Raw genomic sequence first — 20,724 nt, 5'->3', positions numbered from 1 at the left:
GTTTTGTCAGCATCGAAAACGAAAAAGGCGGCATTTGCCGCCTTTTTCGTTTGTCGGTGGTCGCCTTCTATCGCTTGTGGCTAGCCAGTTCGCCGAGAAGCTTGGTCATTTCGTCGTCGAGCGTCATCTCGATGGGTTTTGCCGCCTTGGGGGGCGGCGCTTCGAAAGTCACTTCGAGTTCGTTCAGCAGCGTCTCGTCAAGATTGTTGCTGCGGCCTGAATGCGTGGGCTGCCTCGGCGCCCTGGCGGCCCCCGTGCTGATCGGCATGCTGGCAGGTGGCAGGCGCGGCGGCGCCGGGCGTGGCGGCGGCGCCTGTTCTCTCGGCGCGCGTGCCGGCGGCGGCGCAGGCCTAGCCCGTTCGGGCGCTCGCGCCGGTTGCGGCGGCGGTGCGCGATGGACGGGTGGCTGCTGGATGTAATCGGGTTGCGGCGCCGGTGCGTTTGCCATGACAGGTGGACGCGCCGGCTGTGGTTCGGGTACGCGCGGGCGGGGAGCCGGTTCGGCGCCATTGTCTGCGGTAAAGGCCGAGCGGCGCGGCGACTGGCCGTAGCGGATCTCGCGCTCGACCACGACGTCGGTCGGTCCGCCGATGAGGATAAGATGCTCGACATCGTCGCGGCGTACCAGCACGAGGCGGCGATGGCTGTCCACGGCGGTCGCGTCCATGACCGCGAGCCGCGTCTTGCGGTTGCGCCCGCCCGCCACAAACGTGCCAAACGTCATGCTGCGTATCAGCTTTACGATGACGAGAACGATGACGAGGAGGATAAGGGCAGCGAATGTCCAAAGGACTGCGCCAACAAATGCTGGACCCGCCAGACCTTCGATCCACTCAAGCATTGACTTCCCCAAGACTACCGCCGCACATCGCGGGCGACAGTAGACCCGTACACCCTGCATCTGCAAGTTGACATTGCGCCTGTGAAGATGACTCCCCGAAACTTGGAGGCTTCGTTGTGGCGCGTTATCCCGGCGCTTTTTCCGGCGAGACCTTTTCGAGCCCATGAGAATGTGATTCAACCGGGGCGCGGCAGGGGAGCCGCCATTTCGGGAATCAGGTTCCAATGGCACGAGAGACGCGCGGCGACTTCTATCCGATTCCGATCGTCGATCAGAGTACGCGTCCAGGCGCCGTCATCCGGCTGATCGTGTTCATCATGGTCTTGACCGGTGCAGCCATCATCTTCGGCATCTTCCGCGAACGGCTGGGCGATCCGTTCCTGCTCGGCATGCTCGGCGTCCTGGCCATGATCGGTGTCGGCTATCTGTTTGCCACCGCCATCGGTTTCGTGCAGATCGCACCGCGCTCGACGACAGATGAGCTGTCTAAAGCCTTTGCCGATTCGATGGGGCAGGGGCTGCTTGTCACCGACACCAAGGGACGGGTCGTCTATGCCAACAAGGCCTATGGCGAGATGACAGGCGCGTCGTCGGCGGCCGACATCAAGACGGTGGAGAATCTGCTGTCCGACGTGCCGGAGGCGTCCTCGACGATCTACCGGCTCGCCTCCGGGCTGATCGATGGCCAGGAGGGCGACGGCGAGTTTCGCCTTGCGCATTCGATCCGGCCCGGCGCCGAGCCGGGGGCCCGCTGGTACAGGGCTCGGGCGCGCGCCTTCAACGTGCCGGGGCAGCGCCAGCCGCTGCTGGCCTGGCAGCTGGCCGACATCTCGAAGGAAAGGGCCGAACAGGAGCGCTTCTTCCTCGACCTGCAGAAGGCAATCGACCATCTCGACCATGCGCCGGCCGGCTTCTTCTCCGCAGACCAGGAAGGCCGTCTCACCTATATCAATGCGACGCTGGCGGAATGGCTGGGCATCGATCTGGCGAGTTTTTCGCCCGGCGCGATGACGCTGAAGGAAATTGTCGCCGGTGACGGCATCGCGCTGGTCAGGGCGGTAAAGGCCGACCCGGGCACGACGCGCAACGCAGTGATCGACCTCGACCTGGCGACAGTGACCGGCGAGGCGTTGCCGGTGCGTTTCATGCACCGTGTCTCGGCCAGCCGCGAAGGCATCAATGGACCGACGCGCACGATCGTTCTCAACCGGATGCAGGGCGAGGACGCCTCGGCGGATCTGCGCGCGTCGGAAATCCGCTTCACGCGCTTCTTCAATTCGACGCCGATGGCAATTGCGGCGGTCGACCTCGAAGGGCGCATTCTGCGCACCAACGCGCCGTTCCTGTCCCTGTTTTCGGCCGTTGTCGACCGCGATGCGGTCGACCGCAAGGTGCGGCTCGACACCGTCATTCACGAGCGCGACCGCGCGGCTTTCGCCGCCGCGCTGGAGAAGGCCCGTCTGCATCAGGCCGACATCGCGCCGATCGACACGCTTTTGCCGGGCAACGAGGACCGCCACATCCGCTACTACGTCAACGCGGTTGCCGACGGCACTGCCGAGGGAGCGGAAGAATCGGCCATCGTCTACGCGGTGGAAACCACCGAGCAGAAGGCGCTCGAGGGCCAGATGGCCCAAAGCCAGAAGATGCAGGCCGTCGGCCAGCTGGCGGGCGGCATCGCGCACGACTTCAACAATGTGCTGACGGCCATCATCATGGCCTCGGACCTGCTGCTGACCAATCACCGTCCGTCGGATCCGTCCTTCCCGGACATCATGAACATCAAGCAGAACGCCAACCGTGCGGCCTCGCTGGTGCGGCAGTTGCTCGCCTTCTCGCGCAAGCAGACGCTGCGGCCGGAAGTGCTGAGCCTGACCGACGTGCTGGCCGACCTGCGCATGCTGCTGGCCCGGCTGGTCGGCAACAACATCAAGCTGAAGGTCGACCATGGCCGTGACCTCTGGCCGGTGAAGGTCGACATCGGCCAGTTCGAGCAGGTGATCGTCAATCTTGCTGTCAACGCGCGCGACGCCATGCCGGACGGCGGCGAGCTGACTGTGCGCACCAAGAACCTGCTGGCGCAGGATACCGCCGCGCTTGGCCACCGCGAGATGGTGGCGGCCGACTATGTGGTGGTGGAGATCGAGGACACCGGCAGCGGCATTGCGCCCGACGTGTTGAAGCAGATATTCGAGCCATTCTTCACCACCAAGGAAGTCGGCAAGGGCACCGGGCTTGGCCTGTCGATGGTCTATGGCATCATCAAGCAGACGGGCGGTTTCATCTATTGCGATTCCGAGGTCGGCAAGGGCTCGACCTTCCAGATCTTCCTGCCGCGCCACATCGCGGACGCCAAGACTGATGGCGAGCCGGAGGAGAAGAAGCCGACGCCAGAGGCCGCCGCCGCCGCCAAGGCTGCCGATGCCGCCAAGGACCTGTCCGGTTCGGCGACAGTGCTTCTGGTCGAGGACGAGGACGCCGTGCGGATGGGTGGCGTGCGCGCGCTCACCTCGCGCGGCTACACGGTGCACGAGGCGTCGTCCGGCGTCGAGGCACTCGAGGTCTATCACGAGCTGGAAGGCAAGGTGGACATCGTCGTGTCCGACGTGGTGATGCCGGAAATGGACGGGCCCACGCTGCTCGGCGAGCTGCGCAAGCTGCGGCCCGACATCAAGTTCGTCTTCGTGTCCGGCTATGCCGAGGACGCCTTCGCCAAGAACCTGCCGGCAGATGCCAAGTTCGGCTTCCTGCCGAAGCCCTTCTCGCTGAAGCAGCTGGCGACCGTCGTGAAGGAAATGCTGGAGGCCGAATAGGCCGGGCGCTACAATCGGGTCGCCACGCCTGCCGCCATGCCGGCGGCAAGCGGCGAGCCGCAGTGCGCATGCGGACGAAGGGGTGCCGATGACGCCGCATAACGAGGCCGGACCCGGCGACTATGCCGAGGCAGTGCTGCTGCCGGGCTGCCCAGAGCGCGCGCAATGGATCGCCGAAACGCTGCTGGAGGAACCGCGCCGGGTCAATGCGGTGCGCGGCGAGCTCGGCTTCACCGGACGCTACCGCGGCCTGCCGGTCAGCGTGCAGGCGACCGGGATGGGGCGGCCGTCGCTGGCGATCTACGTGCATGAGCTGGTGACCGGGCACGGGGTCAAGCGGATCGTCAGGGTCGGCACCTGCGGCGGACTGGAGGAGGACGTGCCCCTCCGCTCGGTGGTGATCGCCCGCTCGGCGGCGATGGACCAGGAGACCGGCGCGGAGGGCGCCTGGCACGGCCCGGACGAACGGCTGTTCGCGGCAGCTGCCGCGCAGGCGCAGGCCGCCGGGATCGACCACCAGGCCTGCCCGATGGTCTCGAGCGACGTGTTCTACCATCCCGATCCGCTCGGCCGCTTCGCGGCGGCGCGGGCGCTGGGGGCGAGGGCCTGCGACATGGAGACGGCCTGGGTGCTTTCCGGGACCCCCAGACTTGGCGCACGGGCGCTGTCGATCTGCACCGTCGTCGACAATCTGGTGACGTGTACCGAGATCGACATGGCCGAGCGCCAGGGCGTATTCGAGCCGATGGCCAGGCTGGCGCTCGAAACACTCTATGTCGACAGCGCCGACGCCGGCTGACCTCCCGTCTTCAAACGCTGAACTATCTTCACGCGCTCACCCGAAGCCGCGACGGGCGGGCCGCGCAGGCGCCGCGTGCATGGCGGAAAAACTGTGGTATTCTGGGCACAGACCGGTGAGTCGAGAGTCCCGGCCGAGTAGTTCGCGTAAAGCGGGCAGGGCAACCGCCACGCCGACAAGTTCCGCGCAAGCAACGCGCCCTAGTGTGTTCCCGTAATCTGTTGTTTGGGTCAAGGCGTCTGGAAAACGGACCGGGGGACATTTGCAATGGAGCATTTCGTCGAAGACAATTCGAAGCGGCGGCTGACCGACCGCATCGAGATCATCACCGCCATCAACATCCTGCGCGAGCAGGGCTACGACAATGACGACCTGATCCGGGAAATAACCCGGATTTTTTATGTCGACCTCGATACCTACAACGAGATCGTCGTCGAGGCGGCGGCGGCCTAGGCCTTCGCCCCCAGCCGCTGCATCAGCGCCATGGCGCCCTGCGGGGCGCGGATCTTTCCTTCGTGGATGATGTAGAGGAAAACGTCGCGCGGCTGCTTCTCCGGCCCTGACGCCGGGTCGGCAACCGGCAGGTCGTCCGGCTGGCCACCCGCGGCCCATTCCCTGGCGCGCGCAGCCCAGCGGTCGAGCTCCTCCGGCGTGTAGGCGGTGGGCACGGTATCCTCGCCCTTCTGCAGCCGCGCATAGACGAAATCTGCCGTCACGTCGGCAATCTCCGGATAGTCGTGGTGATGCGCGTAGCAAATCGCCGCCTTGTATTTCTTGGCCAGCGCGACGAATTCCGGCACGGCGAAGGAGGCGTGGCGAACCTCCAGCACGTGGCGCAACGCCACGCCGCCGGTCTTGTCCGGCAGCAGTTTTAAAAACGCCTCGAAATCATCGGGCTCGAATTTCTTGGTCGGCGCGAACTGCCACACGACCGGGCCGAGCCGGTCGCCGAGTTCGTGCACGCCGGTGTCCCAGAATTTCTGCATGGACTCGCCGGCCTCTCCCAAAACCTTCTTGTTGGTGACGAAACGGTTGCCCTTGACCGCGAAGACGAAATTTTCCGGCGTGTCGGCGGCCCATTTGGCGAAGGTCTCGGGCGTCTGGCCGCGATAGTAGGTGCCGTTGATCTCGATGGTCGGCACCTGTCGCGCGGCGAACTGCAGCTGCTGCTTCTTCGGCAGCTTTTCGGGGTAGAAGGTGCCTTCCCAAGGCTCGAAGGTCCAGCCGCCCATGCCGGCGCGGATCGTTCCGGATTTCGTCATCGGGCTGCTCCTGATTTGCGTGGGCGGAAAATGGGGCGGGCGATGGGGCTTGTCCAGCAGGGGCGGGGCGGTCTCCTGACAGGGGTGGCGGGAGGGCGCACGCCCGCGATCCCTCATCTACGGAAAAGGGTCGGCAGGCGCTGGCGCGGGCGGTCCGGGCGGTCACGAGGTGTCGGGATTCGCCAGGGCGTGGAGGGCGAGCGAATGGGCGTGCGCCAGAATTTCGTCGACGTCGCGGATGTTCTTGCGGGCGCGGGCGGCGGGGTCGTAAGTGAGCAGACGGCCGCCGGGCGGTCGGCCGGGCCGCAGCGGCCAGGTTCGCCTTGGGCGGCCATGTGCCGGCGTATCCTTCCGGGCAGCCGCGGCGCGCCGCAGAATGGCCTGGCGGCGGGCGAAGCGCATCGCCTGTCCGGGCAGGTCGTCGAGGGCGGCGGCAAGGGCGGCGAGACGCCGGGCCAGATGCGTGGCGTCGATCGGGTCGTCGGGCGTCCGTGGAGGCTCGCCTGCGGCGCGCGTCTCGGGATGAGGGCCGCCGGGGACGCAGATGCGGGGCACGGCGCGGGCAGGCACGTAGCGGCGGCGCGGCCCCTTCGACAGGCAGCGTCGCGGCGGATCGAAGAGCGGCAGGGCAAGCGGTCTGGCCGGCCGGTTCTTGTTGCGGCGCGGGCGGCAAAAGTGCCGGCGGCCGGATCGGCGGGCGACAGCACCACGGCGATGCCGAAGCGGCGGAACATCGGGTCGGCGAGGACGGGCTTCGGGCGGGGTTTGCGGGGCGGCGGCAGGGTAACAGACAGGCCGCGCGCGGCCGCGATGATCAGCCGCCGCGCGGCGGACTCGGCGGGGCGCAGCAGGCGCAGGATGGCAAGGCGGAGATGTCGGGGGAGGGACGCCGGTAACGTCACGCCGGTGGCATGACGGAAGGCGTCGAGCGGGCGGGAGCCGCCGGAGGCAGCGGGGCCCGCGCCGGGGGAGGTGGGTGCAGCTTCCGCGTCGGTCGCGAGGTCTGCACCGACCCCACGAGATGTTACGCCCATCCGTGCCGGGTCCCCGCTGCCTTCGGCAGCGTCCCGGCCTTCTCGGCCGACGATCGAGCCACCGGCTCGATCGGAAGATCGGGCCTCGAAGCCCCTCAAGGGGGAAGATTGGCCAGTCAAGCCAGCCATGGCGACAAGGCCGGCGACGACGCGCTTCAGCGCCTGGTGGTTGAATGCTATCGCTGCCCGTCCGTCCATCGCGCCCTCGTTTCGGGCGCAATTCTAGCGCCGGCGGGGAGGGGGTGGATAAAGGGCTCAGTCCTTTCCGTCGCGGCGGACGAACTCGTGCCAGCTGTCGCGCACGCCCGGCCGGTCGGCGGCGACGACGAGCGCGAGGTCGGCCTTGTCGAACGCCTCGAACCACTCGCTCCACTCGACGAGGTCGATGCCGCCCGAATTCGGCAGGCGCTCGGCGCGGTCCTGGTCCTGGTAGGCGTGCTGGCCGAAGACCAGCCGCAGCATCGCCTGGACGCCCGACTCCGCCGAGCTGTCGACGATGGCCGGCGCGCCGGCGCGGGCGGCGGCCCAGTCGCGGATGGCGTCGTGGTCGGTGAGGGTGACGGTCTCGGACACGGGCGTTTCTCCTGGTTGTTTTTGGGCGGCGGGGGTCTTTAGAAATTATCACGGCCCGCTGCTGTTCGAAACGCATGCTGGCGGGGATGGTTGCGGTGGTGCGTCCTTCGAGGCTTGCCTCCGGCTCGCACCTCAGGATGAGGTCCGCCCCGCTGTGTTCCGCGCACGCGATCCGCGCTGGCGCGGCTCCAAGGGAGCACCGAGACCCTTGCCGACAAGGTTTGCCAGCATGCACTTCAGCGCCTGACGGTTGTTGTCTGTCGTCGCTCGTCCGTCCGTCGCTGCTTCCTTCGGCCACGGCAGCGGGATCATAGCACGTCTTCCTAAAGGCCGCTCTTGAATATTGCGCCTAAAAGGAAGACAGAAATACATCTCCAAATAACGTTAGGTTCCGGCTATACTGCTCTGATGGGGGGGATATGGCTACGAAAGAACCAATAGACGGAACTCCGGAGAAGCATATTTTTCGGGGTATGATCGCTGACTATGACCTTCAAACTGGGCTTTGCGAACTATTGGATAATGCTCTCGACTTCTGGGTTGCGAGCGGGAAAGCATCAAAGCTGACGGTGGAGGTTGAACTCGACGTTGCGCGACAGATACTTACAGTTAAGGACAATGCTGGCGGAGTCAAAGAGAGCGATCTGCGCCTCCTAATTGCACCAGGTGCTAGCCGTGAAACCTCGGCGGAAAATCTCATTGGTATTTTCGGAGTCGGTGGGAAGCGAGCTGGCGTCGCGCTCGGCGAGTTGGTTGAGATACGCACGCGTCACAAAAGCGAGGCCAGTCACAAAATCAGAATAGATGACGAATGGCTGCAAACCGAAAGCTGGGACATCGACTATGCTGAATGCGCCGCCGTCGGAGCCGGAAGCACAATCGTTGAAGTGTCGAAACTGCGACAACAGTTCAGTAAGGTCGACGTCGATCGGATACGTACAAGCCTTGGCGAGACCTATGGACGGTTCATCGGTGAAAATTGCGAAATTCTTCTCGACGGTGTCCCGGTAGCGGGAAAGTCGTTCGAAATTTGGTCCTATCCGCCAGACTATCTGCCTCGTACCCTTAGCTTCACGATTCTACCAGACGGAAAGCGCGAACTCGTCGTAACTATGGATGCAGGTCTGATTGGCGATCGCGATCCGGAAGCCGAGAACTACGGCGTCTATATTTACTGTAATAACAGGCTGATTGTGAAGGAAATGCGCGAACGCGATGTTGGCTATTTCGTGACAGGTGAGGCCGGAGTGCCGCACCCGGACGCTTCGCTCTGCAGGGTTATAGTTAGGCTCGAAGGCAACGCAGAACTGATGCCTTGGAATAGCAGTAAGAGCGACGTAAACATTGCACATCCGTCATTTTTGCGGCTTCGCGCTAATCTAATTGCTCTGGTGTCTTATTACAGCAAGCTGTCGCGTCGACTGAAAAACACTTGGGACGAGACTGTCTTCCCGTACACAACTGGAGAGTTGGAGGAGATAGATCCGACCGAAGTCACTGAAGGCGCAAAGCTGATACTCCCAAAACTGCCGCGTGGACGCCGGCCATCCTATCTGGAACAGACGCGTCAATTGAACGCCACCAAGATGAATTCACAACCCGCGACCGTTGGTTTGGTGGACGCAATGATCATGGTGGACGCGCTGTCGCGGGTCAAGGTTGAAACACGCAATCGCGCGGCCCTGATCCTGCTTGATAGCAATTTCGAGATAGCCCTAAAAGAATATATCGTTACCAACAAGAGGGCGTTTCCACCGCAAACTTACACGAACAGGAATATCAAGGCCATTCTTGGTCAGCGCACTAGTGTTATTAGGGAAGTGCAGGCCAAAGTACCGAAGTTCACCGCAGCGATGGCCACCAAGTCAGACTTTTACTACGGTTTAAGGAATCAGTTGATCCATGAGCGCACGACAATACCCATCCATGACAGGCAAATAGAAGATTATCGTAAGCTGATTGAACGTGTTCTCAATATCTTGTTCGGCTTGAATTTTCCCGGCACTGTTTAGTGTCGATATAGACAAAAAATTGGTTGAGTCTAGTGTGTAGTAGCCCTTTGATTGCATTCGTTGATTAAACCGCCGCAATGTGGCGCGGGTGGGTTGCGCCGCATCAAAATGTCCACTTGCGACTATGACAGTAGGGATGCAGTTACGAGTTCGTAGTTAAGGCGTTATTGTAATCTGCGATCCCAAAACCCGGTTGCGTATCCATGATAGGCCGCCCGCAAAAAACCGCTAACTACATCCAATTCTCGCCGCTGCTTATCTGCAAACCAAGAAGGGACGGCGCTGAACATGCCGACCATACAGAGCATAGAGCTGCCAAAACCAAAGAACTGGCAGGACTTCGAGACCATGGTGTGCGCTGCAATGAGTCAGCGCTGGAACAGTCCAGATATGCAAAAGAACGGCAGGCCCGGGCAAGGACAAAATGGAGTTGATATTTATGGGCCTGATGCAATCGGTCGAAAAGTTGGTGTACAGTGCAAACGCGTGAAAGAAAGCCTTAACATGAAACTAGTTGCCGCGGAAATTGCTGCCGCGGAGACTTTTGAAGGGCATCTCTCCACCCTCTACATCGCTACTACGAGTGACTACGATTCGGTGCTGCAAAAGGATGTTCGTCTGCTGTCTGACATACGCGTAGCGGAGGGCAAGTTTGCCGTCTCTCTGATATTCTGGGAAGAGGTGATAAATGGACTGATTCTCAATCCAGCAGTTTTCAAGGCACATTACCCTCAGATCACATTGCCCGCCCCCGTTGGCGGTCGCGAGAGACAATTGGCGGCGCTTGAGCTTGGGTACTACGGTGCCGAACTGTGGGACTATGTAGTGCTCGTTTTCGGAGAGATCGGCTGGATGACGCAGACTGATCCCGATAGCCTAGTTGCCACACTCCGAGCGATAGAGCGGCGTACTGGCCAACTGCTTCCACCGGAGGATGCGGCACCAATTCTGGAAGCGCTAACCAAAGTTCGGGAAGGTTGTCTCGCTCCAAAGAAAAAGAAATCAGACTGGGACCCAGTAGAGGTGCAGGCAAAGCGGGTCGAAACTCGTATCACCGCTGCAAGCTCTCTTCTGCCACCTGAGGAAGCGAGAGTTTTGGAGCTGGCAATGCAACTCGGCAGAATCTATCATCATTCTGATGATCCTCCTTCCGCGAGCGTACAAAAGCAGATTGAGTCGCGAGCGAACTTACTTTTCCCCGCCAGCTCAGTTGCTATCAGAAAAAGGTTCAGCGCTGCAAAGAAGCTCACTTCTGGCTACTCTTGGGCACAGAGAATTTACAATCTGATTGCCCACGAACTCCGATGGGCAGCCGACTGACATCGAGCGCGATTGCTGCATTTGGGACAGCCTTGAGGGTGCCACTGCGCCGATCAACATGGTCGAACGAGGTGCCCGGCTACCATACAGCTGCCCCTCGTTACTCCGCCGCCTGCGCCCGTTTCCCCGGCCGTCTCCCCAGCAGTTCCTTCAAAAACTGCCCGGTGTAGCTGCGCTTTTCTGCCGCGATGTCTTCCGGGCGGCCCTGGGCGACGAGTTCGCCGCCGCCGTCGCCGCCTTCGGGGCCCAGGTCCAGGACCCAGTCGGCGGTCTTGATCACCTCGAGATTGTGCTCGATGACGACGACCGTGTTGCCCTGGTCGACCAGCTCGTGCAGGACTTCGAGCAGCTTGGCGACGTCGTGGAAATGCAGGCCGGTGGTCGGCTCGTCGAGGATGTAGAGCGTCTTGCCGGTGGCCTTGCGCGACAGTTCCTTGGCGAGCTTGATGCGCTGCGCCTCGCCGCCCGACAACGTGTTGGCCTGCTGGCCGATATGGATGTAGCCGAGGCCGACGCGCTTCAGCGTCTCCAGCTTGTCGCGTACGCCCGGCACCGCGGCGAAGAAGTCGACGCCTTCCTCGACCGTCATGTCGAGCACGTCGGCGATCGATTTCTGCTTGAACAGCACGTCGAGCGTCTCGCGGTTGTAGCGCTTGCCGTGGCAGACGTCGCAGGTGACGTAGACGTCGGGCAGGAAGTGCATCTCGATTTTTATCACGCCGTCGCCCTGGCAGGCCTCGCAGCGGCCGCCCTTGACGTTGAAGGAGAAGCGGCCGGGCTGGTAGCCGCGCGCCTTGGACTCCGGCAGATTGGCGAACCAGTCGCGGATCGGCGTGAAGGCGCCGGTGTAGGTGGCCGGGTTGGAGCGCGGCGTGCGGCCGATCGGCGACTGGTCGATGTCGATGACCTTGTCCAGGAATTCGAGGCCCTCGACGCGGTCGTGGTCGGCCGGGTGCTCGCGCGAGCCCATGATGCGGCGCGAGGCGGCCTTGAACAGGGTCTCGATGAGGAAGGTCGACTTGCCGCCGCCCGACACGCCGGTGACGGCGGTGAACGTGCCGAGCGGGATGTCGGCGGTGACGTCCTTGAGGTTGTTGCCGCGCGCGCCGACGACGCGGATCTTGCGGTTCTTCTTCAGGGCGCGGCGCTCGGACGGCATGGCGACCTCAAGCTCGCCGGAGAGGTACTTGCCGGTGATCGAGGCGGGGTTGGCCATGATGTCGCGTGGGCTACCCTGCGCGATGATCTCGCCGCCATGGATGCCGGCGGCGGGGCCGATGTCGACGACATAGTCGGCGGTGAGGATGGCGTCCTCGTCATGCTCGACGACGATGACCGTGTTGCCGAGGTCGCGCAGGTGCTTCAGCGTGTCGAGCAGGCGCGCATTGTCGCGCTGGTGCAGGCCGATCGACGGCTCGTCGAGCACGTAGAGCACGCCGGTGAGGCCGGAGCCGATCTGCGAGGCAAGCCGGATGCGCTGGCTCTCGCCGCCCGACAGCGTGCCGGAATTGCGCGACATGGTGAGGTAGTCGAGGCCGACATCGTTGAGGAAGCGCAGCCGCTCGCGGATCTCCTTGAGGATGCGGGTGGCGATCTCGGTCTGCTTGGGCGTCAGGTGGGCCGGCAGGTCCTCGAACCACTGGTTGGCCTTGCGGATCGACATTTCGGAGATCTGGCCGATGTGCAGGCCGGCGATCTTCACGGCGAGCGATTCCGGCTTGAGGCGGTAGCCCTTGCAGACGGGGCAGGGCGAGGCCGACATGAAGCGCTCGATCTCCTCGCGCATCCAGGCGGATTCGGTCTCCTTCCAGCGGCGCTCGAGATTGGGCACGACGCCCTCGAAAGTCTTGGTCGTCTTGTAGGAGCGCAGGCCGTCGTCATAGCTGAAGGTGATTTCGCGCGTGCCGGTGCCGTGCAGTATGGCGTTTTTCGCCTCGTCGGAGAGGTCTGAGAAGCGGTCGCCCAGCTTGAAGCCGTAGACTTTTCCGAGCGCCTCGAGCGTCTGGGAATAGTAGGGCGAGGTGGATTTGGCCCAGGGGCTGACGGCGCCGTCGCGCAGCGTGCGGCTTTCCTCGGGCACGACCAGCGAGGCGTCGATGGCGCGCTGGCTGCCGAGGCCGTCGCAGGCCGGGCAGGCGCCGAACGGGTTGTTGAAGGAGAACAGGCGCGGTTCGATCTCGGGAATGGTAAAGCCGGAGACGGGGCAGGCGAATTTTTCCGAGAAGAGCAGGCGCTCATGCGTCTCGTTGGCCGACTTGTTGACGGAATCCGCGCCGGTCTGGCTGGCGTCGAGCGGCTTGTCGGCGAATTCGGCGACGGCAAGGCCCTCGGCAAGCTTCAGCGCCGTCTCGATGGAATCGGCCAGCCGCGTGCCGAGGTCGGCGCGCACGACGACGCGGTCAACGACGACGTCGATGTCGTGCTTGTACTTCTTGTCGAGGGCCGGCACGTCGGCGATCTCGTAGAAGGTGCCGTCGACCTTGACGCGCTGAAAGCCCTTCTTCTGCAGCTCGGCGAGCTCCTTGCGGTACTCGCCCTTCCTGCCGCGCACGATGGGGGCGAGGATGAAGAGGCGCGTGCCCTCGTCGAGCGCCAGCACGCGGTCGACCATCTGCGACACGGTCTGGCTCTCGATCGGGAGGCCGGTGGCCGGCGAATAGGGAATGCCGGCGCGCGCGAACAAGAGGCGCATGTAGTCGTAGATCTCGGTGACGGTGCCGACCGTCGAGCGCGGGTTGCGCGAGGTGGTCTTCTGCTCGATGGAGATGGCCGGCGACAGGCCGTCGATCTGGTCGACGTCCGGCTTCTGCATCATTTCCAGGAACTGTCGCGCATAGGCCGAGAGGCTCTCGACATAGCGGCGCTGGCCCTCGGCATAGATGGTGTCGAAGGCGAGCGACGACTTGCCGGAGCCGGACAGGCCGGTCATGACGATCAGCGAATCCCGCGGGAGATCGAGATCGATGTTCTTCAGATTGTGTTCGCGTGCGCCGCGAATGGATAGGAATTTATGGTCGGCCATTGCCGGTCCGCCGCCTCGTCTTGAAAAATGTCGGGATGGCAGGGATGTCCGGCCGACCCTCTATCTAGGTATTTTTCCCGCCGCGTCGAGGGCCTGCCTCGCACGATCGTGGTCTAGCGAGGAATCGACCCCAAGGGCAAGCGGAAAGAACAAAGATCGAACGCGCTCCTGACAAAACAGGTGGCTCACAGGTGAGCACGCGTGGTCGGGGCGATCGCATTGCGGTTGGTCGCTGATCACGATTTGTGTAGCCGACTGATTGCCAATTGACGCGTCGGGACCATGGGTACAGACTCCCACTTGTCACCGGGGCCGAATGTCGACGCGACATTCAGCGCTGCCAGCGAGGCGGTCTGCGAGACGCCGCAGACGAGCGACGAGGCCACGGCGCGACATGTGTGGAAACGGACGTAGGAGTTGAGGCATGACGCCACCTAATAGTCCCCCAAGGCTCCACTGAAGCCTGGAGCCACAGCTGACGCAGGTGCCTGAATTCGTTCGGTAAACCGCGTCGCTGATCACCTTACAATCAGAGACGACAAGTCGGATCGTCGGCTGAATGCCGCGTTGCATCCGAAATGAAAGCTGGTCGTTGACGACCGGTATCTTGGGCAATGCCCAAACGAGGCCCTGTCAGTTCTGACGAACGGCAGGGCCTAATTTCGTGGGCTGCACGGTGGTCGGCAGGCCGCGCCGGCAGGCTGGCAGCGAACCGCGGGATCTGGCGGCTGCCCCGGGGCTGGCAGTGCCACATCCGTCAGGGCAATCCGGAGGCGCGAAGACCGGAGGCAAGTGTGCGCCAGGCGGGAGGGTCATTCGTGATCCAGGGTTCCGGCCTGACGCCGGGCAGGCGCCGGACTTCGGGACGCCGGCTTGAGACAATCTTGCAAAAGGCCGCGGGTTGATCTAGAACAAAAAAAGAACAAAACACATGTGGACAGTGCCGGAGCGCGGGGCATTCGGCCGGGTCGTTTCAGGCGCGATCATATAGGATGCGCGCGAATTCGGGGCCTGTTCGCCCCGCAAGCCTATTGGAGAAGTATCATGGCAGGCAGCGTCAACAAGGTCATCCTGGTGGGAAATCTCGGGGCCGATCCCGAAATCCGCCGGCTGAATTCGGGCGATCCGGTCGTCAACATGCGCATCGCGACCTCGGAAAGCTGGCGCGACAAGCAGTCGGGCGAGCGCAAGGAAAAGACCGAGTGGCACAATGTCGTGATCTTCAACGACCAGCTTGCCAAGGTCGCCGAGCAGTACCTGAAGAAGGGCGCCAAGGTTTACATTGAGGGCCAGATCCAGACCCGCAAATGGCAGGACCAGACCGGCAACGACCGCTACACGACCGAGATCGTGCTGCAGAAGTATCGCGGCGAATTGCAGATGCTCGATGCGCGCGGCCAGGGCGAAGGCGGGCAGGTCGGCGGTTATTCCGGCGGCGGCGGCGGCCGCTCGCAGGGATCCGATTTCGGCCAGTCCGGTCCTGACGATCGCGGTGGCGGTGGCGGTGGCGGAAGCCGTGGCGGCGGCGGTGGCGGATCGCGCGACCTGGACGATGAAATTCCGTTCTGATCGGAGCGGGCGGACGCGAATGTCCGCCCCTGAAATGGCAGGCGCCCGGCGCGGGCTCCTGCCGACCCTCTGGCTCGCCACGCTGATCGGCCTGGCGTTGCCGGCTTCGGCCGGTGAGGCCGATGTCGAGGCGGTAGAGGTCACGTTGCAGACCGACGGCGCCTACAGCTTCGACGTCACCATAAGACACGACGACGAGGGCTGGAGCCACTATGCCGACCGCTTCGAGGTGTTGGACGCGAGCGGCGCAGTGCTCGGCACGCGCACGCTGTTCCACCCGCATGTCGACGAGCAGCCCTTCACCCGCAGCCTCGCGGTCGCAATCCCGGATGGCATCGAAAGCGTCGTGGTGCGCGCGCATGATCTCGTGCACGGCATCGGCGGACGCGAGATGACGGTGGCGCTGCCGGCGCGCTGAGACGCCCGGGCGCCAGGCCCGACCTGACGGGCGTGGGGTCGGCGATCGGCTTCCGGCCCGGCCCATTCATTGAGCCCCTATGGGACGTAATGTCAGCTTGCAAAGCGGCCGATCCGGCCGCATGGGTCGGCAATCCGGATCAACGGAACAAGGAATGGCATCGGTGAAAGCGCGCGTGAAATGGGTCGAGGACCGGACCTTTGTCGGCGAGTCCGGCAGCGGTCACAGGATAGTCATGGGCTCGGCATTTGGGCCTGAGGGCCGTTCGCCGGGACCGAGCCCGATGGAACTGATGCTGATCGGTGCGGGCGGCTGCTCGGCCTACGACGTCATTCATATTCTCGAAAAGGGTCGCGAGGCGGTCGAGGACTGCGTCGTGGAGATGGATGCCGACAGGGCTGAAACCGAGCCGAAGGTGTTCACCCGCATCCACATGCACTTCATCGTCAAGGGCAGGGCTCTCTCGCCGGCAAAGGTTGCGCGGGCAATCGACCTGTCGGTCGAAAAATACTGCTCGGCCTCCATCATGCTCTCCAAGACGGCGACGATGACGCATGATTTCGAGGTCGTCGATACGGGCCAGCCTGCAGTAGCCTGACCGCAACGGATCGGGACAACGCCTTTGGAGGCGCCGCCCCGATCCAGGCTCCCCTGGTCGCGCCGGTGAGAAAGCTCGGTGCGGCGGCTACCCGGATGCTAGGGTGTGTGTCCGACCGCTCCAGCGCCGAGGCTGCCATGACACCCACAATCGCCACCCTGGCCGACAGGATCCAGGCACTCGAATCCGAACTGGAGGCAGAACTCGCCAAGCGGCGGGCCGACCTGCATGTCGGGCTTGAGAAGGGCCGCGCGCATTTCGAGGCGGAGTTGTTGCGCCGCCACCGCGAGATGCGGACGCGGCTGTCGACCTATATCGCCCATGCCCGTCCGATGGTGGTGCTGACGGCGCCCTTCATCTACGCGCTGATCGTGCCGCTGGTGCTGCTCGATCTGTTCGTCAGCCTCTACCAGGCGGTGTGCTTTCCGGCCTATGGCATCGAGAAGGTGCGGCGCGGCGACTACATGGTCTTTGACCGGCACCATCTCGCCTATCTCAACGCGCTCGAGAAATTCAATTGCGCCTACTGCTCCTACGCGAACGGGCTGATTGCCTATGTGCGCGAGATTGCCGGGCGGACCGAACAGCACTGGTGCCCGATCAAGCATGCGCGCCGCGTCGTCGGCGCCCATGCGGCCTATGCCCGCTTCGAGGATTTTGGCGATGCCGAGGGCTACCGCCGGCTGGAGACGGAGATGGCCGCGAAACGGCGCAAGGACTGACTGCCGCCGAAAAGGACGGATGCCCCGGCCACACGCTGCGGCGGAGAGCCGTCAGGTCGCCATGATCGCCTTGATCCCGTCGGCGACGAACTGCACCGCCAGCGCCGCCAGGATGACGCCCAGAAGCCTGGTCAGGATAGATCGGCCGGTATGGCCCAGAATGCCGTCAATGCGCTCGGCGAGCAGGAAGACCGCGAAGGTGAGCGCGAGGCAAAGCGCGATGATGCCGACCAGCGAGGCCTGACCGGCCAGCCCGGGCATCGAGCCCGACAGCAGCACGGTGGCGGAAATCGCGCCCGGGCCGGCGATCAGCGGGATGGCCAGCGGAAAGGCAGCGATGTTGTGGATGTGGTCGCGGGTGATGGCGACGTCGGAGATCTTCTCCTTGCGGTCCTGACGCTTCTCGAACACCATTTCAAAGGCGATGAAGAACAGCAGGAAGCCGCCGGCGATGCGGAAAGCCGGCAGCGTTATGCCGAAAACCGAGAGGATGGCCGCGCCTGCGATGGCAAACAGCGCCATCACGGCAAAGCCGATGATCGAGGCGCGCACGGAGACCTGGCGGCGCTCGTCGCGGTTCATGCCGCGCGTCACGGCAAGGAACAGCGGCGCAAGCCCCGGCGGGTCGATGGTCACCAGTATGGTGACGAAGGCATTGAAAAGACTGTCATAAGACGGCATGGCGCGTTCCCCTCACGCAGGCTAGCGCGGCTGACGGTCCGACACCAGTCCACCGATCACAAGTTTCACCGGCAGGCGCAAATCCGGCAATGTCGCAGGCCGGCAATCCGCGCCGTTGCCGTTGCGGCATTTTGACGGGCATATCCTTTTGAATTTCCGCCAGTATTCAGCTCTGGATAAGGTCCGGAACGCTTGGATAATCAGGCCCGCTTCCTATATAGACGGGGTATGATTCTCAACGGTTTAAGTGATCAGATTTGAACGACCAGAAAACACCGCGCGGTCCCGGCGGCCCATCCGATATCGAGCCGATTTCGATCATCGAGGAAATGCAGCGCTCCTATCTCGATTACGCCATGAGCGTGATCGTCAGCCGGGCGCTGCCCGACGTGCGCGACGGCATGAAGCCGGTGCACCGGCGCATCCTGTTTGCGGCGCATGAGAGCGGCTATCACTGGAACCGCAAATATGTGAAGTCGGCGCGCCCCGTCGCCGACGTGATGGGTAAATACCATCCGCACGGTGACGCCTCGATCTATGACGCCCTGGTGCGCATGGCGCAGGACTGGTCGCTGCGCGTCCCGCTGATCGACGGGCAGGGCAATTTCGGCTCGATCGACGGCGATCCGCCGGCGGCCATGCGCTATACCGAGTCCCGCCTGACCAAGGTGGCGCACGAACTGCTCGAGGACATCGACAAGGACACCGTCGATTTCCAGGAAACCTACGATTCATCGGGCAGCGAACCCAAGGTGCTGCCGGCGCGCTTTCCGGCCCTGCTGGTCAACGGCGCGGGCGGCATCGCCGTCGGCATGGCGACCAACATCCCGCCCCACAATCTGAGCGAAGTCTGCGACGGCGCCATTGCGCTGATCGACAATCCGGCGATCGACCTGCCGGCGCTGATGGAGATCATTCCCGGTCCCGATTTCCCGACCGGCGGCCTGATCATCGGCCGGGCCGGCATCGAAAGCGCCTATGCATCGGGGCGCGGCTCGGTGCTGATGCGCGGCAAGGTGAACATCGAGGAGCGGCCGAACGACCGCGAGGCGATCATCATCACCGAGGTTCCCTACCAGGTGAACAAGTCGACGATGATCGAGAAAATGGCCGAACTGGTGCGCGACAAGCGCATCGAGGGCATTTCCGACATTCGCGACGAGAGTGACCGCCAGGGCTACCGCGTCGTCATCGAGCTGAAGAAGGATGCCGTCTCCGACGTCATCCTCAACCAGCTCTACCGCTACACCCCGCTGCAGACCTCCTTCGGCTGCAACATGGTGGCGCTGAACGGCGGCAAGCCGGAAGTGATGACGCTCACCGACATGCTGCAGGCCTTCGTCGCCTTCCGCGAAGAGGTGATCAGCCGGCGCACGAAATTCCTGCTGCGCAAGGTGCGCGACCGCGCCCATGTGCTGGTCGGTCTCGCCATCGCGGTTGCCAATATCGACGAGGTCATCAAGCTGATCCGCCAGGCGCCCGACCCGCAGACGGCGCGCGAGCAGTTGATGGAACGCCGCTGGCCGGCGGCCGACGTGGAATCGCTGATCCTGCTGATCGACGACCCGCGCCATCGCATCAACGAGGACGGCACCTACAACCTGTCGGAAGAGCAGGCGCGCGCCATTCTCGAACTGCGCCTGCAGCGCCTGACTGCGCTCGGCCGCGACGAGATCGCCGACGAGCTGAACACGATCGGCGCCGAGATCAAGGACTACCTCGACATCCTGTCGTCGCGGGTGCGCATCCAGCAGATCGTCAAGGACGAGCTGGTCGCCGTGCGCGACGAGTTCGGCACGCCACGGCGCACCGAGCTGCTCGAGGGCGCTGCCGACATGGACGACGAGGACCTGATTCAGCGCGAGGACATGGTCGTCACGGTCAGCCATTCCGGCTACATCAAGCGCGTGCCGCTGTCGCTCTACCGGGCGCAGCGCCGCGGCGGCAAGGGCCGCTCGGGCATGTCGACCAGGGACGAGGATTTCGTCACCCGGCTGTTCGTCGCCAATACCCACACGCCGGTGCTGTTCTTCTCCTCGCGCGGCATCGTCTACAAGGAAAAGGTCTGGCGCCTGCCGATCGGCAACCCGCAGTCGCGCGGAAAATTCCTGCGCAACATGCTGCCGCTGCAGGATGGCGAGCGCATCACCACGATCATGCCGATGCCCGAGGACGAGGAGAGCTGGGCCGATCTGGACGTGATGTTCGCGACGACGCGCGGCACCGTGCGGCGCAACAAGCTGTCGGACTTCGTGCAGGTCAACCGCAACGGCAAGATCGCCATGAAGCTGGAGGAGGAAGGCGACGAGATCCTCGGCGTCGAGACCTGCTCCGACGAGGACGACGTGCTGCTGACCGCCAATTCGGGCCAGTGCATCCGTTTCCGGGTCAGCGACGTGCGCGTGTTCATGAGCCGCAATTCGGTCGGCGTGCGCGGCATCTCGATGGGCGAGGGCGACCGCGTCATCTCGATGGCGATTCTCGGCCATGTCGAGGCAACACCGGCCGAGCGCGCCGGCTACCTCAAGCAGGCCGCCGCCGAACGCAAGACGGCCGGCACGGAGGAAGAAGACATCGCGCTGACCAACGAGGAAGTCGACGGGGAGACCACGCTGCAGACCGAGCGCTACGAAGAGCTCAAGGCGCGCGAGCAGATGGTGCTGACGGTCAGCGAATACGGCTATGGCAAGCGCTCGTCTTCCTACGATTTCCGCCTGACCGGGCGCGGCGGCAAGGGCATCCGTGCCACCGACGTGTCAAAGGCAGACGAGATCGGCAGGCTGGTGGCGACCTTCCCGGTCGGCAATGACGACCAGATCATGCTCGTCTCGGACGGCGGCCAGGTGATCCGCGTGCCGGTCAACGGCATCCGCATCGCCAGCCGCGCGACGAAGGGCGTGACGATCTTCAACACGTCGGGTGACGAGAAGGTCGTGTCCGTGGAGAGGATTTCGGAGCCGCAGGGCGAGGAAGAGGACGAGATCGTCGATGCGCCGGCTGCGGCAGAGGGGCAGGGTGCCGGAGACGGCGCCGATACGTGATCGATCGGCCGTCCCCGGC

16 protein-coding genes are annotated in these 20,724 nt (G+C 63.7%); 10 read left to right on the top strand and 6 right to left on the bottom strand.

The window, feature by feature from the left end:
- Positions 1–67 precede the first annotated feature (67 nt).
- The gene (locus ACT2BZ_RS19980; protein ID WP_457937143.1) at positions 68–841 is read right to left on the bottom strand and encodes a hypothetical protein; all 774 of its coding nucleotides are present in this window, start codon (positions 839–841) and stop codon (positions 68–70) included.
- A gap of 224 nt (positions 842–1,065) precedes the next feature.
- Here ACT2BZ_RS19980 and cckA point away from each other — a divergent pair, with 224 nt between their 5' ends.
- The 3 genes from cckA to ACT2BZ_RS19965 all read left to right on the top strand — a co-directional run bounded on the left by cckA (position 1,066) and on the right by ACT2BZ_RS19965 (position 4,906).
- Complete coding sequence (gene cckA / locus ACT2BZ_RS19975; RefSeq protein WP_457937142.1) at positions 1,066–3,654, top strand: cell cycle histidine kinase CckA; 2,589 nt, start codon at positions 1,066–1,068, stop codon at positions 3,652–3,654.
- An 88-nt stretch (positions 3,655–3,742) separates the two neighbouring features.
- The gene (locus tag ACT2BZ_RS19970; protein ID WP_457937141.1) at positions 3,743–4,453 is read left to right on the top strand and encodes a purine-nucleoside phosphorylase; all 711 of its coding nucleotides are present in this window, start codon (positions 3,743–3,745) and stop codon (positions 4,451–4,453) included.
- A 267-nt stretch (positions 4,454–4,720) separates the two neighbouring features.
- Positions 4,721–4,906, top strand: coding sequence for a hypothetical protein (locus ACT2BZ_RS19965; protein WP_457937139.1), 186 nt, complete (start codon positions 4,721–4,723; stop codon positions 4,904–4,906).
- Here ACT2BZ_RS19965 and ACT2BZ_RS19960 read toward each other — a convergent pair.
- The 3 genes from ACT2BZ_RS19960 to ACT2BZ_RS19950 form a co-directional block, all read right to left on the bottom strand.
- Positions 4,903–5,715, bottom strand: a complete 813-nt coding sequence (locus tag ACT2BZ_RS19960) for a DUF72 domain-containing protein (RefSeq protein ID WP_457937137.1) — start codon at positions 5,713–5,715, stop codon at positions 4,903–4,905. The genes ACT2BZ_RS19965 and ACT2BZ_RS19960 overlap by 4 nt on opposite strands.
- 162 nt (positions 5,716–5,877) lie before the next feature.
- Positions 5,878–6,285, bottom strand: a complete 408-nt coding sequence (locus ACT2BZ_RS19955) for a hypothetical protein (protein ID WP_457937135.1) — start codon at positions 6,283–6,285, stop codon at positions 5,878–5,880.
- A 719-nt stretch (positions 6,286–7,004) separates the two neighbouring features.
- Positions 7,005–7,322, bottom strand: coding sequence for a hypothetical protein (locus ACT2BZ_RS19950; protein ID WP_457937134.1), 318 nt, complete (start codon positions 7,320–7,322; stop codon positions 7,005–7,007).
- Positions 7,323–7,741: 419 nt separating this feature from the next.
- On the opposite strand from ACT2BZ_RS19950, the gene ACT2BZ_RS19945 reads away from it, so the two are divergent.
- Positions 7,742–9,334: an ATP-binding protein gene (locus tag ACT2BZ_RS19945; protein ID WP_457937132.1), complete on the top strand. Its 1,593-nt coding sequence runs from the start codon at positions 7,742–7,744 to the stop codon at positions 9,332–9,334.
- 288 nt (positions 9,335–9,622) lie between these two features.
- Complete coding sequence (locus ACT2BZ_RS19940) at positions 9,623–10,654, top strand: hypothetical protein (RefSeq protein WP_457937130.1); 1,032 nt, start codon at positions 9,623–9,625, stop codon at positions 10,652–10,654.
- A 100-nt stretch (positions 10,655–10,754) separates the two neighbouring features.
- On the opposite strand, the gene uvrA is transcribed toward ACT2BZ_RS19940, so the two are convergent.
- A complete protein-coding gene (uvrA, locus tag ACT2BZ_RS19935; RefSeq protein WP_457937129.1) occupies positions 10,755–13,676 on the bottom strand; it encodes an excinuclease ABC subunit UvrA in 2,922 nt (973 codons plus the stop codon).
- 1,044 nt (positions 13,677–14,720) lie between these two features.
- Between uvrA and ssb the strand changes: the two genes are divergently transcribed.
- The 4 genes from ssb to ACT2BZ_RS19915 all read left to right on the top strand — a co-directional run bounded on the left by ssb (position 14,721) and on the right by ACT2BZ_RS19915 (position 16,983).
- Complete coding sequence (gene ssb, locus ACT2BZ_RS19930; RefSeq protein WP_457937128.1) at positions 14,721–15,245, top strand: single-stranded DNA-binding protein; 525 nt, start codon at positions 14,721–14,723, stop codon at positions 15,243–15,245.
- A 19-nt stretch (positions 15,246–15,264) separates the two neighbouring features.
- Positions 15,265–15,663, top strand: coding sequence for a hypothetical protein (locus ACT2BZ_RS19925; RefSeq protein ID WP_457937126.1), 399 nt, complete (start codon positions 15,265–15,267; stop codon positions 15,661–15,663).
- A 163-nt stretch (positions 15,664–15,826) separates the two neighbouring features.
- The gene (locus ACT2BZ_RS19920; protein WP_457941394.1) at positions 15,827–16,261 is read left to right on the top strand and encodes an OsmC family protein; all 435 of its coding nucleotides are present in this window, start codon (positions 15,827–15,829) and stop codon (positions 16,259–16,261) included.
- Positions 16,262–16,398: 137 nt separating this feature from the next.
- Positions 16,399–16,983: a hypothetical protein gene (locus ACT2BZ_RS19915; RefSeq protein ID WP_457937124.1), complete on the top strand. Its 585-nt coding sequence runs from the start codon at positions 16,399–16,401 to the stop codon at positions 16,981–16,983.
- Between the two features lie 51 nt (positions 16,984–17,034).
- On the opposite strand, the gene ACT2BZ_RS19910 is transcribed toward ACT2BZ_RS19915, so the two are convergent.
- Positions 17,035–17,664, bottom strand: coding sequence for a MarC family protein (locus ACT2BZ_RS19910; protein ID WP_457937122.1), 630 nt, complete (start codon positions 17,662–17,664; stop codon positions 17,035–17,037).
- Positions 17,665–17,921: 257 nt separating this feature from the next.
- Here ACT2BZ_RS19910 and gyrA point away from each other — a divergent pair, with 257 nt between their 5' ends.
- Positions 17,922–20,705, top strand: coding sequence for a DNA gyrase subunit A (gene gyrA / locus ACT2BZ_RS19905; protein ID WP_457937120.1), 2,784 nt, complete (start codon positions 17,922–17,924; stop codon positions 20,703–20,705).
- The last annotated feature ends 19 nt before the right edge of the window (positions 20,706–20,724 follow it).

It is taken from the genome of Mesorhizobium sp. 10J20-29 (assembly GCF_054130485.1).
The sequence above is the reverse complement of the archived record's forward strand: the minus strand, read 5'-3'. Positions and strand labels throughout refer to the sequence as shown.

Excerpts from the sequence above, each read along its gene's own strand:
- ACT2BZ_RS19980 (WP_457937143.1), bottom strand. The coding sequence starts at position 841 with ATGCTTGAGTGGATCGAAGGTCTGGCGGGTCCAGCATTTGTTGGCGCA.
- cckA (WP_457937142.1), top strand. The coding sequence starts at position 1,066 with ATGGCACGAGAGACGCGCGGCGACTTCTATCCGATTCCGATCGTCGAT.
- ACT2BZ_RS19970 (WP_457937141.1), top strand. The coding sequence starts at position 3,743 with ATGACGCCGCATAACGAGGCCGGACCCGGCGACTATGCCGAGGCAGTG.
- ACT2BZ_RS19965 (WP_457937139.1), top strand. The coding sequence starts at position 4,721 with ATGGAGCATTTCGTCGAAGACAATTCGAAGCGGCGGCTGACCGACCGC.
- ACT2BZ_RS19960 (WP_457937137.1), bottom strand. The coding sequence starts at position 5,715 with ATGACGAAATCCGGAACGATCCGCGCCGGCATGGGCGGCTGGACCTTC.
- ACT2BZ_RS19945 (WP_457937132.1), top strand. The coding sequence starts at position 7,742 with ATGGCTACGAAAGAACCAATAGACGGAACTCCGGAGAAGCATATTTTT.
- ACT2BZ_RS19940 (WP_457937130.1), top strand. The coding sequence starts at position 9,623 with ATGCCGACCATACAGAGCATAGAGCTGCCAAAACCAAAGAACTGGCAG.
- uvrA (WP_457937129.1), bottom strand. The coding sequence starts at position 13,676 with ATGGCCGACCATAAATTCCTATCCATTCGCGGCGCACGCGAACACAAT.
- ssb (WP_457937128.1), top strand. The coding sequence starts at position 14,721 with ATGGCAGGCAGCGTCAACAAGGTCATCCTGGTGGGAAATCTCGGGGCC.
- ACT2BZ_RS19925 (WP_457937126.1), top strand. The coding sequence starts at position 15,265 with ATGTCCGCCCCTGAAATGGCAGGCGCCCGGCGCGGGCTCCTGCCGACC.
- ACT2BZ_RS19915 (WP_457937124.1), top strand. The coding sequence starts at position 16,399 with ATGACACCCACAATCGCCACCCTGGCCGACAGGATCCAGGCACTCGAA.
- ACT2BZ_RS19910 (WP_457937122.1), bottom strand. The coding sequence starts at position 17,664 with ATGCCGTCTTATGACAGTCTTTTCAATGCCTTCGTCACCATACTGGTG.